Consider the following 14,312-nt stretch of genomic DNA (forward strand, 5'->3'; position numbering starts at 1 on the left):
AGCGCTGCCTGGGCGCCGGCGGCAGGGGGCGCGCCTCCCTGCCGCTCATGTCACTCGTCGCTCACGCGGCCGTAGCAGCAACGACAACACAACGAGACCTCCCTCACCTCCAGCTCGGTGAGGTCGTCAGGTGTGATCATCTCGAGATCGAATCCGCTGGTGTCTGTGTTCATCTCATTCTCTCCTTCGTTCGACGCAGGTCGTCCTGCTCGGTCACGGACAGGTCGGCAGGCGCCTCGTGCGGACTGAGGCCCGCCGCTTCACCCCTACCGACGTTCGGTCCGCGCAGAAGCCCAATCAAGCGCCGTGCCGCTGGAGGAGCGGCGTGCCAGGCGTGCATGCAGAGCCGTGAGGATCGGCCCGGCGCCGTGGCTCACGCACGGCGATGGCGGCGGTGAAACGGCCGGGGAACGGCTTGGATCGGCGGAGCTCACCGCTGGACGTCGCGGGAGAGCCAGGGGCGGACGTGACGGGCCGCCGTGACCAGCTCGCCCGTTCGAGCCCCGCCGAGGAGGGCAACGTCTTGCTCGGGAATGCAAAGTCCCGCAGGTGAGGGCAGAGCCTTGCCGAGGGAGGCTCGCCGAGCGTGGTCGCAGCGGTGACCTCGGAGAGGTGCGTGCGGCAGCCGCCCCCGGGCCGCGCGAGCGCCGAGCGCGGCCGCTGCTGCCGGGAGCGCCACCGCGCCGCGGGAACGGAGCGCCGTACGCCATCGGCGCTCGGGGTCAGCCGCGCGTGACGGGCGAGCTCGGCAGATCCCTCCGCAGACCCGCAGGCGGCTAGTTCACGGCCCGTGGCGAGGGCGCTGCTCGGCTCGCCACGGCCGAGCGCCACGCATCCTGCCCACGCCCCGGGCCGCCAACGTCCATGACGCAGCCTCATCCAACGCCTACACTGGCGCGGTGGGCCGGTTCCGCGCGTACGCGGGGACGGGCGGTGCCCCATGAAAAAGCAGAGAATCGAGGAGCAGAGCTGGCTTTACGTCGACTACCGCGGCGTCATGCGGAGCTACGAGCTCGGCAAGGGCCTGATGCTCTACGTCTGTCGCGATCTCCAGATCGGAGAGTTCGCGCCCCACGTCATTGAGGACGGCGAGCGGCAGATCCGGCAATTCCAGCGGTGCATCTACATGGTGGACGCGCTCGAGTCGCCCAGGATGGACACCGATTTTCGCGACCAGATGACCGAGTGGCTGAAGAAGAACTGCCCGCGCGCCGAGGCCCACCTGCTGATCCGGTCCAGGCTCTTGCAGATGGCCGTCAACGTCGCAAACCTCCTGATCGGCGCGACGATGACGCACGCCTATTCCGATGTCGCGACCTGGGAGGGCGTGGGCCGGCGCACGGTACCGTGGTTCAGGCGCCGGCCGCTCGTGGTCCCCGACGACGTGGGCGGGCCCCGCGCGTCGTCCTGAGCTGCCCGCTCACCCCTTGTGCCGCACGCCCTTCGATCGGCGGTACTCCTCGAGCTCCTCGCGGCCTTCCTTCCCGTTCCGCTCGAGCGTCTTCAGCCAGTCGTCGCGGTGTTCCCGCATCGCCTCGGCCACGGCCTCGGCGACGACCAGGTTTCTGTACCACTTGGCGTCGGCCGGGACGATGCACCAGGGCGCATACCGCGAGGAGCAGCGCCGGAAGACGTCTTCGTAGGCCTCCGTGTACTCGTCCCAGACCTCCCGCTCCTTCCAGTCGTTCACGTTGAGCTTCCAGGCGGTCGAGGGGCTCTCCTCGCGCTCCAGGAGCCGCTTTTCCTGCTCCTTCTTGCTGATGTGCAAGAAGAACTTGATCACGATGGTCCCGTGCTCGGCGAGCAGCTCCTCGAAATCGTTGATGTGGTCGTAGCGCTCGCCCCACAGCGACTTGGGCGCCAGGTCGTGCACGCGCACGACGAGCACGTCCTCGTAATGAGAGCGGTTGAAGATGGCGAACTCCCCCGCGCGGGGCGCGTGCCGGTGAATCCGCCACAGGAAATCGTGCTCCCGCTCCTCCTTCGTCGGCACGCCGAACGAGCTCACGCTCACGCCGCGCGGGTTCAGCGCGCCGACGACGTTCTTGATCGCGCCGTCCTTGCCGGCCGCGTCGCGGCCCTGGAGCACGATGAGCACGCTGTGCGTCCGCGCGCCCCACATGAGCTCCTGGAGCTCGAGCAGCTCCTTGCCGAGCTCGTGGAGCCGCTCGGCCGCCTCCTGCTTCGTCGCGTCGCGGGGCGGGTCCGTCGAGACGTCCTCGAGGCGAAACTTCGAATCGGGCTTCGTGAGTCGCGTGATGGGCATGCCCGCGAGCCTACACGATCCGGCCCGGGCGCCTCCCCTGGAGCGACGCCGCGCGGCGGCCCCCTCACGCCGGGCGCAGCGCCGCGCTCGCCAGGCCGCGGCGCCGCGCCGCGAGCTCCTTGAGCAGGGCGATCCACGCCCCGGGGTCGCCGAGCGTCAGGTCGGGCTCGACCGCGGCGTCCGGCCGCTCGGCGGAGGCGATGTACACCCCCACGCCCCCGTTCGCCCGCGCGTAGGCGATCGCCGGCTCGTCGGTCGTGTCGTCGCCCGCGTAGACCACGAGCGTCCCCGGCGGCAGCCGCGCCAGCAGGAAGGCCAGGGCGCCGCCCTTGTCGTGCGCGGCGTCCCTGGCCTCGTGGATGCTGCGCCCCTTCATGACCACGAGCCCCTTCCGCCGCGCCGCGCCCGACCACGCCTCGATGGCGTCGAACGCCGCCGGCCGATCCTCCGCCGAGACGAGCCGCCAGTGGAGCGCGATCGAGCACCGCTTGCGCTGGACCCAGAACGCGGGGACGCGCCGCGCGATCTCCTCCGCGTCCCGCTCCAGCGCGTCGAGCGCCTCGGCCGGCGCCTCCGCCTCGTAGACGAGCGCCCCGCCCGGCGCCGCGATCTCGGCCCCGTGCTCGCCGACGCGCCACGCCGGTTCGAGCGCCGCCGTGCGCGCCGCGAGGTCGTGGATCGTCCTGCCCGACACCAGCGCCACCGTCGTCCCCGGCGCGCCGGAGAGCGCCTGGAGCGCCTCGATGGCGCCCCGCTCCGCGACCGCCCCGCCCGACACCGCGGCGATCTCGGAGATGGTCCCGTCGAAGTCCGTCGCGAGGAGCAACGACGGCGCTGCCGCCGCGCGCTCGATGAGCTGGCTCACGTCCATGCTGTTCCCGATTCTACCGCGGCCAGGCCCGATGAGGATCTTCGAACTGCAGAGGTCGGTAGAGCCTCCGCTCCAGAGCGGCAAATCGCCCCTCTGCGACGTTGCGCCACGCGGGTGAGGCGCCGGCGAGGGGCGGTTTCCTCTCGTTCTCTCCGCGGATCGAGCCTGGCTCGCTTCATGCTCATGCGTCGACGACGTCGACGACGTCGACGGCGTCGAGTGCGTCGACGCGGCGCCGAGCCCTGCCATGAACATCGTCGTGCTCACGTACATCGAGGCCCCGGACCAGAAGCCGGATGTTGTGGTCGAGCAGGTCGCCCGGGCGCTCAGGAACGGCGGACACGAGGTGTCGGTCATCGCCGAGCACGGCGACGTCGCGAGGCTCGTCTCCGCCCTCTCGCGCGCCCGCCCCGATCTCGTCTTCAACCTCATGGAGATGTTCGGCGACAACGTGCTCGGCGACGTCTCCGTGGTCGGCCTGCTCGACATGCTCGGCCTCCGCTACACGGGCGCCGGCCCCGCGGAGCTCTCGCTCGCGCAGGACAAAGGCCTCTCCAAGAAGATCCTCGCCTTCGAGGGCATCCTCTATCCAAAGTTCGCCGTCTTCTCCAAGGACGCGGATTTCGAGACCGGGGGCAACCTGCACATGCCCCTGTTCGTCAAGCCGCTCCGCATGGACGCGTCGATCGGCATCGACAGGAACGGCCTCGTCCACGACGCCCGATCCCTCATGAAGCGGGTCCTCGCCATCCACGAGGAGTGCGACGACTCGGCCCTCGCCGAGGAGTTCATCGAGGGGCGGGAGCTCTACGTGGGGATCCTCGGCAACGCGCAGCCCACGGCGCTCCCGCCGATCGAGATCGATTTCACCGGCTTCCCGGAGGGGCGGCCGCACATCCTCGATCAGAAGGCGAAGTTCGACGAGCAGAGCGCCGAGTACAAGGGCACGAAGGCCGTCGTCGCGGAGCTCTCCGACGAGCTCCGGGCGAGGCTCCAGAAGGTCTCGCTCGACGCCTACCGGGCGCTCCGCGTGAAGGACTACGGCCGGGTCGATCTCCGGCTCACCGAGGCCGGCGACATCTACGTGATCGAGGTCAACGCGAGCTGCTACCTCGAGGCCTCGGGGGAGTTCGTCATGGCCGCCGCCGCGGCCGGCATCGGGTACGACGCGCTCGTCCAGCGGATCGTCGACCTGGCGATGCAGCGCTACGCGAAGTAGCTGCCGGTGCGCACGTGGTTCATCGCGAGCGCCGTGACGAGCGCCGCGAAGGCGATCACCGCCGTCCGCTCGTTCACGGCGCGGTACGCGAGCCCGAGCTCGCCCGCGCGCCCGGCGAGGTGGCGCACGAGCGGCCGCGTCGCCTCGGGGAAATGGCCGGTCGAGCGGTAGACGCTGGCGACGAGCTCCCGCTCCATGTCCAGGATGAGCGCCGCGGCCGGCCGCTCCGCGCCCGCCTCGTCCGGCGCGTCGAGCTCGTCGAAGATCGCCCGCAGCGCGCCGTCGAAGCCCCGCGGCAGCTCGCCGTCGCCGGGGAGCGCCGCGCCGTAATACTCGTCGAGCGACGTGCCGAGCTCGGCGACGTCCTCGTCGAGCGCGTCGTCGGTCACGACCGGGTCGCGCTCGCGCAGCGCGGCCATGGCGCGATCGCAGTACTCCAGCTTGGCGAGCGCCTCGGGCCAGTCGGCGTACTCGACCCGCCACGCGCGCCCGGGCGTCATCCAGACGGCGAACGTCTCTGCCCAGTCCTCGTCCGGGTGCTTCTGCGCGTACCAGCCGGGCAGGTGGACGACATGCCGGCGGCTGAACGGGATCGGCCGGTAGCTCTCGTGGTAGGGCGCGTCGATCGGGCCGAAGCGCTCCACCCACTCCGGCTCGCCGTACAGTCGATACGCGTAATTGACGACGTGCCCCATCTCGTGGCGGAGGTAACGCAGGCAATCCGCCCGGGAGACGCCCTCGACATGCCCCGTGCGCGCGCCGTGGAGCGCCGTCAGGTCGGGCCTCGCCAGGTAGAACGGGATGCCGATCGAGATCGTGTTGAACGGGACTCCCCACTCCGTGGAGAGGTAGAATCGCGGGCGGACCCGGCGGAGCCCGGCGAGCTCGAGCTCCGCCGTGAACTCCGCGACGATCGCCTCGAGGCGCGTTCCCGCGATGGTGAGGCCGAGATCCCGGAGCGGCACCGGCCCGAGGGCGGGCTCGTGAAAGGCGGGCTCGTCGGGGGGAGCGGCGGCGGCCATGGCGCCAGCATACCGCCGCGCCGGCGCGGGCGCCCGCCGTCGCGGGCGGCCGATCGGGCGCGCGACGGCGCGGTCCTGCTGGCGCCGGAGCAGCGGATCACCACCGGTTGCTGCCGGGGCAGCAGCGCGCGCGCGGCCGGCCTCGCCGAGCGGCGCGCGGCGGCGCGGCACGGGCGTTGCTCGTTGCTGACGGTCTCCGACGATCGCGGGCACCGCGGACACGCGGTGACGGCCGCCGATCGCTGGCGCGGATCAACGGGCGTGATTCGAGCCGTCCACGAGGTCAAGCTGCGTTCCTTCATCGACAAGAACCGCTTTCTTCTGGTGTTCGCGGCGCTGTCCTCGGTCATGGGCATCAGCGTCGGCGTCGCCAAGGTGACCACGACGCTCTACGCGCTGGACCTCAGGGCGAACGAGGCGCTGCTCGGGCTCATCGCCGGATCGCAGAGCGTCGGGGTGCTGCTCATGAGCATCCCGATCGGGCTGCTCGTCGATCACCTCGGGCCCTCGCGGCTGTTCGTGCTGGGGAGCCTCGTTGCGGGGACTCTCTACATGGCCTTGCCGGCGATCCCGTCTCCGGTGTTCCTGCTGGTCTGCACGACGGCGATCAGCTTCTTCATGCCGATGCGCTTCGTCTCGCTGAGCACCGTGTTCATGCAGCAGCTCGAGACGGTGGGCGAGGGCAAGGCCGGCTGGTACCGCGCCACCCATATGGTCGGCATGTTCCTGCTGGGCCCCATGCTCGCGGCCGCGCTCACCAAGGCCCTGGGCTTTCAGGGCACCTACTGGCTCATCGGGGCGAGCTTCCTCGTCACGGTCTTCATGTCGCCGATCGTCTTCGGTCGTTATGCGGCGCGGTCCACCCCCCGGAGGGAGCTCCGCCTCTCCGGCGTCCGGTCCGATCTCGGCCTGCTCGCGCAGGACGTCGAGCTGCGCGGCGTGTGCATGATCGAGTTCGCGGCCCAGTCGGTCAACTCGTTCTTCATGTTCTTCATCATCCCGATCGGCGTCGCCGTCGCCGATCTGACGGCGGCCGAGGCCTCGGGGCTGCTCGCGTGGCAGGGCGTGACCTACATCTTCGCGCTGTTCTCGCTGGGCGGCCTGGTCGGCCGGGTGGGGCACGAGCGCATCTACCTCACGAGCCTCGTCCTCGTCCCGATCGCGCTCCTCTTGCTCGGCCTCTCGGGCGAGCTCGACCTGCTCCGCGCCGGCGGCCTGATCCTCGGCCTCGGGCTCGGCCTCTTGCAGATCGCGAACCTCACCCGCATCGCCCGCATCGGCGCGCGCGTGGGGCGGGGGAAGGTGGCCGGCTTGCACGCCCTCGTGGGCCCGTCGGGCGGCCTTTTCGGCAGCACCGTGGGCGGCCTCGTGGGCAAGAGCCTCGGGCTCCAGTCGATGTTCCTGCTCCTGTCCGTGCTCTTCGGGCTGCTCGTCGCGCTGGCGCGCAGGACGTCGAGCGCCGTAGCCGCGGTGCACCCCGCCCCGACCGAGCCGGCGGCCGCCGAGTAAGCGTGATCAGCGTCAGCCGAGAGGTACGGCGCGCGCCGTCGACGATGTCCCCGCAGGAGAGGGGCGATCCAGATCACGCGCCGGCCCACGGCGCACACAGAGGCCTTGCACCCATGCGCGAACTCGAACCGCCTGCTCCGTTCACCGTAACCCGCCGCGCGTTCGTGGCGGCGCTCTCTGCCGCGCTCTCGCTCGCGGCCTGCTCGAAGGCCGAGCCGGGCGGCGGCCAGGGCGACAGGGCCGCGGGCGATTACGAGGTGCTGGAGCTGCGCCATCAGGGGTTCGCCGGCGTGGTCTCGGTGCCCGAGCTGGCAGAGGACCTCGGGTACCTCGCCCCGCTCAAGCTCAGCTACGTCGGCAACACGATCAGCGGGCCGCAGGACATCCAGACGGTGGTCACCGGCGACACCGATTTCGGGCAGGCGTTCAACGGCGCGGTGATCAAGCTGATCGCCGCCGGGGCGCCGCTCCGGGCGGTGGTGGGCGGCTACGGGGTCGACGCGAAGCGCTGGAGCGGCTTCTACGTGACCGAGGACAGCGCCATCCGGTCGCCGCGCGACCTCCTGGGCAAGAAGGTCGCGATGAACACGCTGGGCGCGCACCACGAGTTCATGCTGAAGGAGTACCTGTCGCGCAGCGGGCTGACGGGCGCCGAGATCGCGCAGGTCACGCTGGTGGTGCTGCCGCCCGTGAGCGCGGAGCAGGCGCTCCGGCAGAAGCAGGTCGACGTCGCGGTCCTCGGCGACATCCTGCGCGACAAGGCGCTCGAGCGCGGCGGCATCCGGGCGCTGTTCTCGGATCACGAGCTGTTCGGCGAGTTCACCGCCGGCAGCTACGTGCTGAGGAAGCGCTTCCTCGAGGAGAGCCCGAACAGCGCCCGCAAGTTCGTGGAGGCCGTGGGGCGCGCCGTCGAGTGGGCGCGGAGCACCCCGCGCGAGGAGGTGGTGGCCCGCCTGCAGCGCATCATCGAGCGGCGGGGCCGCAACGAGGACGCGTCCGCGGTGAAGTACTGGACCAGCATGGGCGTCGCCGGCAAGGGAGGGCTCCTGTCGTCCAAGGAATACCAGGTCTGGATCGACTGGCTGGTGAAGGACGGCGAGCTGAAGCCGGGCCAGATCAAGGCCGAGGACCTGTATACGAACCAGCTCAACCCGTTCGCGACGACACCGGTCCAGTGACGGCGCCGCCCCGGCGCGCTCCTGCCGCTACCACTTGCGGTAGGGGAGGAATTTGCCGTGCATCACCACGCGCACGCGGTCGCCCTTGGCGTCGGGCACCTTGTCGACGCTCATCTCGAAGTCGATGGCGCTCATGATGCCGTCGCCCATCTTCTCGTGGATCAGCTCCTTCAGCGTCGTGCCGTACACCTGCACGATCTCGTGGAAGCGGTAGATCAGCGGGTCGGTCGGCGGGTTCGGGCCGAGGGAGCCCTTCGACGGCGGCACCTGGAGCAGGAGCACCTCCTCCTGGCTGAGGCCGAGCAGGTTGCCGGCCGCGGCCGCCTCGTCGGCGCTCATGCATTGCTGCCCGAGCAGCGCCGAGGTGGTCCACACCTCGCTGCGCCCCACCGCCTCGGCCAGCTGCCTCCAGGTCAGCTTGCGCTCCAGCTTCGCTGCGACGATCCGCTCCACCAGGTCCATGCGCGTCATGGCGCCACCGTAGGCGGGCGCAGGTTTCGTGGAGCGCTCGGGAGCGTGAACTTCCGGAGCGCCGCGCGTTCGGGGGCGGCTATCTCGCGCTCATCGCGGCGGCGATGCCCGCCTGCGAGGTGCTGTAGGGGATGATGCCGCTCAGGGCCACGCCGCGCTGCGCCAGGACGTGAGCCGACGTGAGCCATCGACGGTCGAATCCGGCGGCCATCACGCGGACCCCGAGGCACTTCACCGCCCCGCCACATCGGGTGAGGTGAGAGGTGAGACGTGAGAGGTGAGACATGAGACGTGATTGAAGCGCTCGCATGTACAAACGTTGTAGGCGAGGGATCGCGTCCGTCTCCGCTCGACGGATAAGGCCCCATTTGCTAGGCTGCTTCAATTGGCCGGTGAGCGCTGTGGAGCGCTCGCGAACGCGAGGGCGATGCGAGACCGGAGTGCGCACGTGACGCCGCAGGCGCCACGCCAGCGCACGAATCGCCATCTCCCGATTGTAAAGAGAGGTGACTTACCATGAGGATCACCACGAGCTTGTCGACTTTCTTCGCGGGCTGCCTGGCGGCGCTGCTTTATACGGGCAGCGCGGCCGCGACCGAAGGCCCGTTCGGCGACGACGTCGGCGTGGCGTCCAGCGCGAGCTGCGACGACCAGAGCGTGTTCCTGTTCCAGAGCATCGGACAGGATCAGTATCTGAGCTACCAGCGGGTGCTGATCGACGCGCCCATCAGCGAGGTCTGGCCCGTGCTCCGCGACATCGAGTGGTTCGTGGAGGCGGTCCTGCCCGACGTGGCGCCGACGTTCCTGTGGCTGAACGGCGGAGGCCCGGAGACGATCCCCTCGGCGTACCAGTTCACCTCGGGGGGCGTCACGCTCCACGAGGAGATCATCTACCGCTCCGAGGCGCACCACCAGATCCTCGTCCGCCTCCTGGACCCGGCGTTCGGCATGGAGCAGTACTACGCGCTCGGGGATCTCACCCAGTGCGGCAATCAGACGGTGCTGGAGTACACCCGGTATCTCGAGCTCGCGCCCGGCACGGACACCGAGTTCTTCAAGGCGCTGTTCACGCAGGAGTTCATCGACATCCCGGCGTATTTCGAAGACTAGCGCCGGCGTCGACAGCGGCCCTGGCGGAAGAGCCGCCGAGGCGCCCGGGGGGCGTCCTGAGACACGAGGCCTCTCTCTCGCGCTCTCGACGCCTCGTTCGGTTCGTCCCCGGCTCGCCGCCGCCCCGCGCCCGGGGGCGGCGGCGGCCGGTCACTTGAGGACCTCGACCGCCATCCCGTCGGTCAGCTCCGCGCTCGCGAGCTTCACGATCCGCTCGCTCCCGTCGAGCCCCGTCGACACGTGGATCGTCGCGCCCGTGTCGCGCTCGACCGTGATCGGCGCGAAGCGGATCTTGCCCCCGGGATCCACGACGGCCACGCGGAGCCCCTTGGCGTCGTTGTAGAGCGCCGTCGCCGGGATCTCGAGCACGCGGTGCGGCGTGGGCAGGGTCAGCGCGACCTCGGCGTACATGCCCGCGAGGAGCCGCCCGTCGGGGTTCGGCACCCGCACCTCCGTGTTCATCGTCCGCGTCGCCGCGTCGAGCGCGCCGGCCGTGCGCGCGATCGTGCCCTGGAACGGCTGCCCCGCGAACTCGCGCACCGTGACCTTCGCCGGCGCGTCGATCCGCACGCTGGGCGCCACGTCCTGCGGGACGCCCACGAAGACGCGCACCGGGTCGGTCGCCGCGATCCGGAAGAGCGGCGTCCCGTTGCCCGCCGTGACCAGCGCCCCGCGGTCGATCGTCCGCGAGGTGACCGTCCCCGCGAACGGCGCGGCGATCTTCGCGAACTTCTTGAGATCCAGGATGCGCTGGATGTTCGCCTGCTGCGCGGCGATCGCCGCCTGCGCCACGGTGACGCTCGCCTCGGCGACGTGCGCCTGGCCCTGCCGCTGCTCGAGCTCCTCCTGCGGCGCCACGCCCGCGGGGACGAGCTGCTGGTAGCGCTGCACGCTCGATCGCGACAGGTCGCGGTTCGCCTGGGCCTGCACGAGGCCGGCGTTCGCCTGCACGAGCTGCGCGCGGGCCTGCGCGAGCTCCTGATCGAGCTCGGGCGTGTCGATCTCGGCGAGGACCTGCCCCTCCTCGACCTTGTCGCCGATGTCGGCGCTCCACTTCCGCACGTAGCCGCTCACGCGCGGGTAGACGACCGTCTCCTCGAGCGGCTGGATGCTCCCCGGCAGGACGAGCGCCCGGTCGCTCGACACCGGCTGCGGCGAGACGACCACGACGCGCGGCGCGGCGCCCTCGGCGGCCCGCACGCCCTCCTCGAGCGCGGCGCGGGCGCTCCGGCGGGGTAGGTACGCCGCGGCGAACGCCGCCCCGAGCGCGACGGCGAGGCCCACGCCGAGGGCGAGGCCGCGCGTGCGCGTCATCGCGGCGGGCGGCGGCAGATCGAAGCCGAGATCGTCGGCGGGGGGGCCCAGGGGCGGCGTCTGGGCGGGGCGTTCGGGGGAGCTCATAGGTCCTCAGCGAGCGGGTCTCGGGCCGGAGCCTTGCTCCGGAGGAGGCTGTACATCACCGGCACGAAGAAGAGCGTGCTCAGCGTGGCGACGAGCAGGCCGCCGATGACGGCGCGGCCCAGGGGGGCGTTCTGCTCGCCGCCCTCGCCGAGGCCGAGCGACATCGGCAGCATGCCGAAGATCATCGCGAGCGCGGTCATGAGCACCGGCCGGAGGCGCGTCATGCCCGCGGCGAGCGCCGCGGTGGGGGCGTCGCGGCCCAGCTTGCGCTGGTCGTTCGCGAACGTCACGACGAGGATGCTGTTCGCCGTGGCGACGCCGACGCACATGATCGAGCCCATGAGCGCGGGCACGCTCAGCGTCGTGTGCGTCACGAAGAGCATCCACGCGATGCCGGCCACCGCGCCCGGGAGCGCCATCAGGATGATGAGCGGATCGAGCCACGACTGGAAGTTCACGACCATCAGCAGGTACACGAGCACGACCGCGAAGAGCAGCCCGTAGCCGAGGCCGGAGAACGACGAGTCCATGCTCTCCGCCTGCCCCTTGACGGTCACCTTCGTCCCGCGCGGCAGCTCGGGCCTGAGCTCGTCGATCACGCGCGAGACCGCGCCCGCGACCGAGCCGAGGTCGGTGCCGTCGACGTTCGCTTGCACGTCGAAGGTCCGCGCGACGTTGTAGTGGGTGATGTTCGCCGGCCCGGTCGAGCGCGACAGCGAGGCGACGTTCGACAGGAGCTGGGGCCGGCTGTCGCCGGTCGACAGCGGCGTCGCGTTCAGGTCGTCGATCGAGCCGATCGCGTACTGGGGCGTCTGCACGGCGACGAGGTACTGCACGCCGCGCTTGTCGAGCCAATAGGTCGGCGACGTCTGCCCGCTCGACGACAGCGAGACGAGGACGTCGCTCGCGACGTCGCGCTGGCTGAGCCCCATCTGGTCGGCCATGGTGCGGTCGACGTCGATGCGGAGCTGCGGCCGCGCCGGCACCTGCGCGAGGTGCACGTCCACCGCGCCGGGGATCCGCTCCATGCGGCCTTTGATCCGCCGTGCCACCGCGTAGGTCTCGTCCTCCTTGCCGATCGGGCCCACGACCTGGACGTTGATGGGCGCGGCGAGGCCGAAGTTCAGGACCTGCGTCGAGATGTCGGGGGCGAGGAAGAAGAACGTCGTGTCGGGGTACGCCGCGTTCAGCTTGTCGCGGAGCTTGCGCACGTAGCCGGCGGTCGGCTGGTGGTGCTCCGCGAGCGCGATGAAGATCTGCCCGTCGGCCGAGGAGATCTGCGCGCCCTCGCTCAGCGACAGGTTGATGCCGCTCGCCGGGATCCCGATGGTGTCGAGCATCGTGCGGATCTCGCCCGGCGGGATCACCTGGCGGATGGTCTCCTGGATCTGCGCGAAGTGGCGCTCGCTCTCCTCGAGGCGGGTGCCCGGCGCGCCGCGCACGTGGAGCTTGATGAGCCCGGCGTCGACGCTCGGGAAGAAGTCGCGGCCGAGGAGCGGGATCAGCGCGACCGAGGCGGCGACGAAGGCGAGGAACGCGCCCACGAACGCGGCGCGGTGCGCGAGCGCCCAGGCGAGCCAGCCCCCGTACGCCGCCCGCAGCCGGTCGAAGGCGCGGTTGAACGCGGCGAAGACGCGCCCGAACAGGCTCTTCGGCTTCGCCGTCCCCTCCGGGCCGTGGGCGTGCTCCGCGGCCTCGCGCTCGAGCAAGAGGCGCACGAGGGTCGGGACGAGCGTCCGCGACAGGAAGTACGACATGAGCATGGCGAAGACGACCGCCATGGCCATCGGCACGAAGAGCGACTTCGCGGCGCCGGTGATGAACGCCACCGGCACGAAGACGATGCAGATGCAGAGCGTCGAGACGAGCGCCGGGACGGCGATCTCCTGCGCGCCGTCGATGATCGCGCGGATGAACGGCTTCCGCTGCCCGAGGTTCCTGTGGATGTTCTCGATGGCCACGGTCGCGTCGTCGACGAGGATGCCGACCGCGAGCGCCATCCCGCCGAGCGTCATCACGTTGAGCGTGTGGCCGAGGGCGTGGAGCGCGATGATCGAGACGAGGATCGAGAGCGGGATGCTGATGACGACGATGAGCGTGCTGCGCCAGCTCCCGAGGAACAAGAGGATCATGAGCGCGGTGAGCCCCGCGGCGATGAGCGCCTCGTGCACGACCCCGTCGACCGCCGCGCGGACGAACACCGACTGATCGAAGAGCAGCGAGACCTTGAGCTCCTTCGGGAGCTTCTCCAGCGTGCTCGGCAGCATCGCGTGGATGCGCGACGTGACGTCGAGCGTGCTCGCGCTCCCGTTCTTGAGGATGCTGAGGAGCACGCTGCGCTTGCCCTCGACGTGCACCATGTTCGTCTGCGGCGCGTTCCCGTCGCGCACGCTCGCGACGTCGCGGAGGTAGACGGTCCTCCCGTTCACGGTCCTGAGCGGCAGCTTGCCGAGCTCCTCGAACGCCTCGGGGCTGCTGTTCATGATGACGGGGTACTCGTTCTCCCCCATCTTCGCCGTGCCGGAGGGCAGGATGACGTTCTGCAGGCCGAGGGCGGCGTTCACGTCGCGCGGCGACAGCCCCCACGCGAAGAGGCGCTGCGGGTCGATGTCGACCATGATCTGGCGCTGCTTGCCGCCGTAAGGCCAGGGGATCTGCGTGCCCCGGATCGTGGCGATGTCGGCGCGGATGAAGTTGACCGCGTAATCGAAGAGCTGCTGCTCGCTCAGCGACTCGCTCTCCAGCGCGGCCTGCAGGATGGGCACGCTGGAGGCGCTGTAACGGATGACGAGCGGCGGGCTGATGCCGGGCGGCATCATGCGGATGGCGGTCTGCGAGACCGCCGTCACCTGCGCGGTGGCGGCCTCGATGCTGGCGCCCGGCTGGAGGAAGATCTTGATGATCGAGATGCCGGTGAGCGACTGGCTCTCGATGTGCTCGATGTCGTTGACTGTGGTCGTCAGGAAGCGCTCGTAGTTGTTGACGATGCGCTTCTCCATCTCCTCGGGGGGGAGGCCGCCGTAGTTGAAGATGACGGACAGGACCGGGATGTCGATGTCGGGGAAGATGTCCGTCGGCATCCGGGTGATGGTGAACACGCCCAGGATGACGATGAGCATCGACATCACGATGAACGTGTACGTGCGTTGCAGCGCGATCCGGACGAGCCACATGGGCGGCGAATTCCCGTCCCCCTCCAGGGCGCCCCGGACGGGGCCGCTTGAGGGCAGGCTCCGCTTTTAGGGTGCCCCTGACGTTCGTCCAA

13 protein-coding genes are annotated in these 14,312 nt (G+C 70.4%); 5 read left to right on the forward strand and 8 right to left on the reverse strand.

From position 1 onward, the window contains the following. Window positions 1-50: 50 nt before the first annotated feature. Entirely contained in the window at window positions 51-173 is a 123-nt protein-coding gene (locus WME98_RS33560; protein ID WP_437945771.1) for a hypothetical protein, read from the reverse strand. A gap of 767 nt (window positions 174-940) precedes the next feature. On the opposite strand from WME98_RS33560, the gene WME98_RS33565 reads away from it, so the two are divergent. Continuing rightward, window positions 941-1,411 (forward strand): hypothetical protein, encoded by a 471-nt coding sequence (locus WME98_RS33565; protein WP_437945772.1) that lies wholly within the window; start codon window positions 941-943, stop codon window positions 1,409-1,411. 9 nt (window positions 1,412-1,420) lie between these two features. On the opposite strand, the gene WME98_RS33570 is transcribed toward WME98_RS33565, so the two are convergent. Together WME98_RS33570 and otsB are read right to left on the reverse strand one after the other, a co-directional pair. Further along, entirely contained in the window at window positions 1,421-2,266 is an 846-nt protein-coding gene (locus WME98_RS33570) for a PPK2 family polyphosphate kinase (RefSeq protein WP_437945773.1), read from the reverse strand. Between the two features lie 64 nt (window positions 2,267-2,330). Beyond that, complete coding sequence (otsB, locus tag WME98_RS33575) at window positions 2,331-3,137, reverse strand: trehalose-phosphatase (protein ID WP_437945774.1); 807 nt, start codon at window positions 3,135-3,137, stop codon at window positions 2,331-2,333. 247 nt (window positions 3,138-3,384) lie between these two features. Between otsB and WME98_RS33580 the strand changes: the two genes are divergently transcribed. Further along, window positions 3,385-4,356 (forward strand): D-alanine--D-alanine ligase family protein, encoded by a 972-nt coding sequence (locus WME98_RS33580; protein ID WP_437945775.1) that lies wholly within the window; start codon window positions 3,385-3,387, stop codon window positions 4,354-4,356. Here the strand turns inward: WME98_RS33580 and WME98_RS33585 are convergent. Further along, a complete protein-coding gene (locus WME98_RS33585; RefSeq protein ID WP_437945776.1) occupies window positions 4,344-5,378 on the reverse strand; it encodes a putative zinc-binding metallopeptidase in 1,035 nt (344 codons plus the stop codon). The genes WME98_RS33580 and WME98_RS33585 overlap by 13 nt on opposite strands. 261 nt (window positions 5,379-5,639) lie before the next feature. Here WME98_RS33585 and WME98_RS33590 point away from each other — a divergent pair, with 261 nt between their 5' ends. Then, on the forward strand, window positions 5,640-6,887 hold the full coding sequence (locus WME98_RS33590; RefSeq protein ID WP_437945777.1) for an MFS transporter: 1,248 nt from the start codon (window positions 5,640-5,642) through the stop codon (window positions 6,885-6,887). Window positions 6,888-7,000: 113 nt separating this feature from the next. Further along, complete coding sequence (locus WME98_RS33595; protein ID WP_437336824.1) at window positions 7,001-8,065, forward strand: ABC transporter substrate-binding protein; 1,065 nt, start codon at window positions 7,001-7,003, stop codon at window positions 8,063-8,065. A 27-nt stretch (window positions 8,066-8,092) separates the two neighbouring features. On the opposite strand, the gene cynS is transcribed toward WME98_RS33595, so the two are convergent. Together cynS and WME98_RS33605 are read right to left on the reverse strand one after the other, a co-directional pair. Further along, entirely contained in the window at window positions 8,093-8,536 is a 444-nt protein-coding gene (cynS, locus tag WME98_RS33600) for a cyanase (protein WP_437945778.1), read from the reverse strand. Between the two features lie 79 nt (window positions 8,537-8,615). Then, on the reverse strand, window positions 8,616-8,771 hold the full coding sequence (locus tag WME98_RS33605; protein ID WP_437945779.1) for a hypothetical protein: 156 nt from the start codon (window positions 8,769-8,771) through the stop codon (window positions 8,616-8,618). A gap of 281 nt (window positions 8,772-9,052) precedes the next feature. Here WME98_RS33605 and WME98_RS33610 point away from each other — a divergent pair, with 281 nt between their 5' ends. Beyond that, window positions 9,053-9,646 carry a hypothetical protein gene (locus tag WME98_RS33610; protein ID WP_437945780.1) on the forward strand — a complete coding sequence of 198 codons (594 nt, stop codon included), beginning with the start codon at window positions 9,053-9,055 and terminating at the stop codon, window positions 9,644-9,646. 150 nt (window positions 9,647-9,796) lie between these two features. Here the strand turns inward: WME98_RS33610 and WME98_RS33615 are convergent, their stop codons facing one another. Both WME98_RS33615 and WME98_RS33620 read right to left on the reverse strand, forming a co-directional pair. Beyond that, window positions 9,797-11,047 (reverse strand): efflux RND transporter periplasmic adaptor subunit, encoded by a 1,251-nt coding sequence (locus WME98_RS33615; RefSeq protein ID WP_437945781.1) that lies wholly within the window; start codon window positions 11,045-11,047, stop codon window positions 9,797-9,799. Then, window positions 11,044-14,220, reverse strand: a complete 3,177-nt coding sequence (locus WME98_RS33620) for an efflux RND transporter permease subunit (protein ID WP_437945782.1) — start codon at window positions 14,218-14,220, stop codon at window positions 11,044-11,046. The genes WME98_RS33615 and WME98_RS33620 overlap by 4 nt, the downstream gene beginning before the upstream one ends. Window positions 14,221-14,312 lie beyond the last annotated feature (92 nt).

Origin of the sequence: Sorangium sp. So ce296, assembly GCF_051529605.1 — a bacterium.
Classification (GTDB): domain Bacteria; phylum Myxococcota_A; class Polyangia; order Polyangiales; family Polyangiaceae; genus Sorangium; species Sorangium cellulosum_D.

Bases quoted from the DNA above. Each gene is read 5' to 3' on its own strand.
- WME98_RS33560 (WP_437945771.1), bottom strand. From the start codon at position 173: ATGAACACAGACACCAGCGGATTCGATCTCGAGATGATCACACCTGAC.
- WME98_RS33565 (WP_437945772.1), top strand. From the start codon at position 941: ATGAAAAAGCAGAGAATCGAGGAGCAGAGCTGGCTTTACGTCGACTAC.
- WME98_RS33570 (WP_437945773.1), bottom strand. From the start codon at position 2,266: ATGCCCATCACGCGACTCACGAAGCCCGATTCGAAGTTTCGCCTCGAG.
- otsB (WP_437945774.1), bottom strand. From the start codon at position 3,137: ATGGACGTGAGCCAGCTCATCGAGCGCGCGGCGGCAGCGCCGTCGTTG.
- WME98_RS33580 (WP_437945775.1), top strand. From the start codon at position 3,385: ATGAACATCGTCGTGCTCACGTACATCGAGGCCCCGGACCAGAAGCCG.
- WME98_RS33585 (WP_437945776.1), bottom strand. From the start codon at position 5,378: ATGGCCGCCGCCGCTCCCCCCGACGAGCCCGCCTTTCACGAGCCCGCC.
- WME98_RS33595 (WP_437336824.1), top strand. From the start codon at position 7,001: ATGCGCGAACTCGAACCGCCTGCTCCGTTCACCGTAACCCGCCGCGCG.
- cynS (WP_437945778.1), bottom strand. From the start codon at position 8,536: ATGACGCGCATGGACCTGGTGGAGCGGATCGTCGCAGCGAAGCTGGAG.
- WME98_RS33610 (WP_437945780.1), top strand. From the start codon at position 9,053: ATGAGGATCACCACGAGCTTGTCGACTTTCTTCGCGGGCTGCCTGGCG.
- WME98_RS33615 (WP_437945781.1), bottom strand. From the start codon at position 11,047: ATGAGCTCCCCCGAACGCCCCGCCCAGACGCCGCCCCTGGGCCCCCCC.
- WME98_RS33620 (WP_437945782.1), bottom strand. From the start codon at position 14,220: ATGTGGCTCGTCCGGATCGCGCTGCAACGCACGTACACGTTCATCGTG.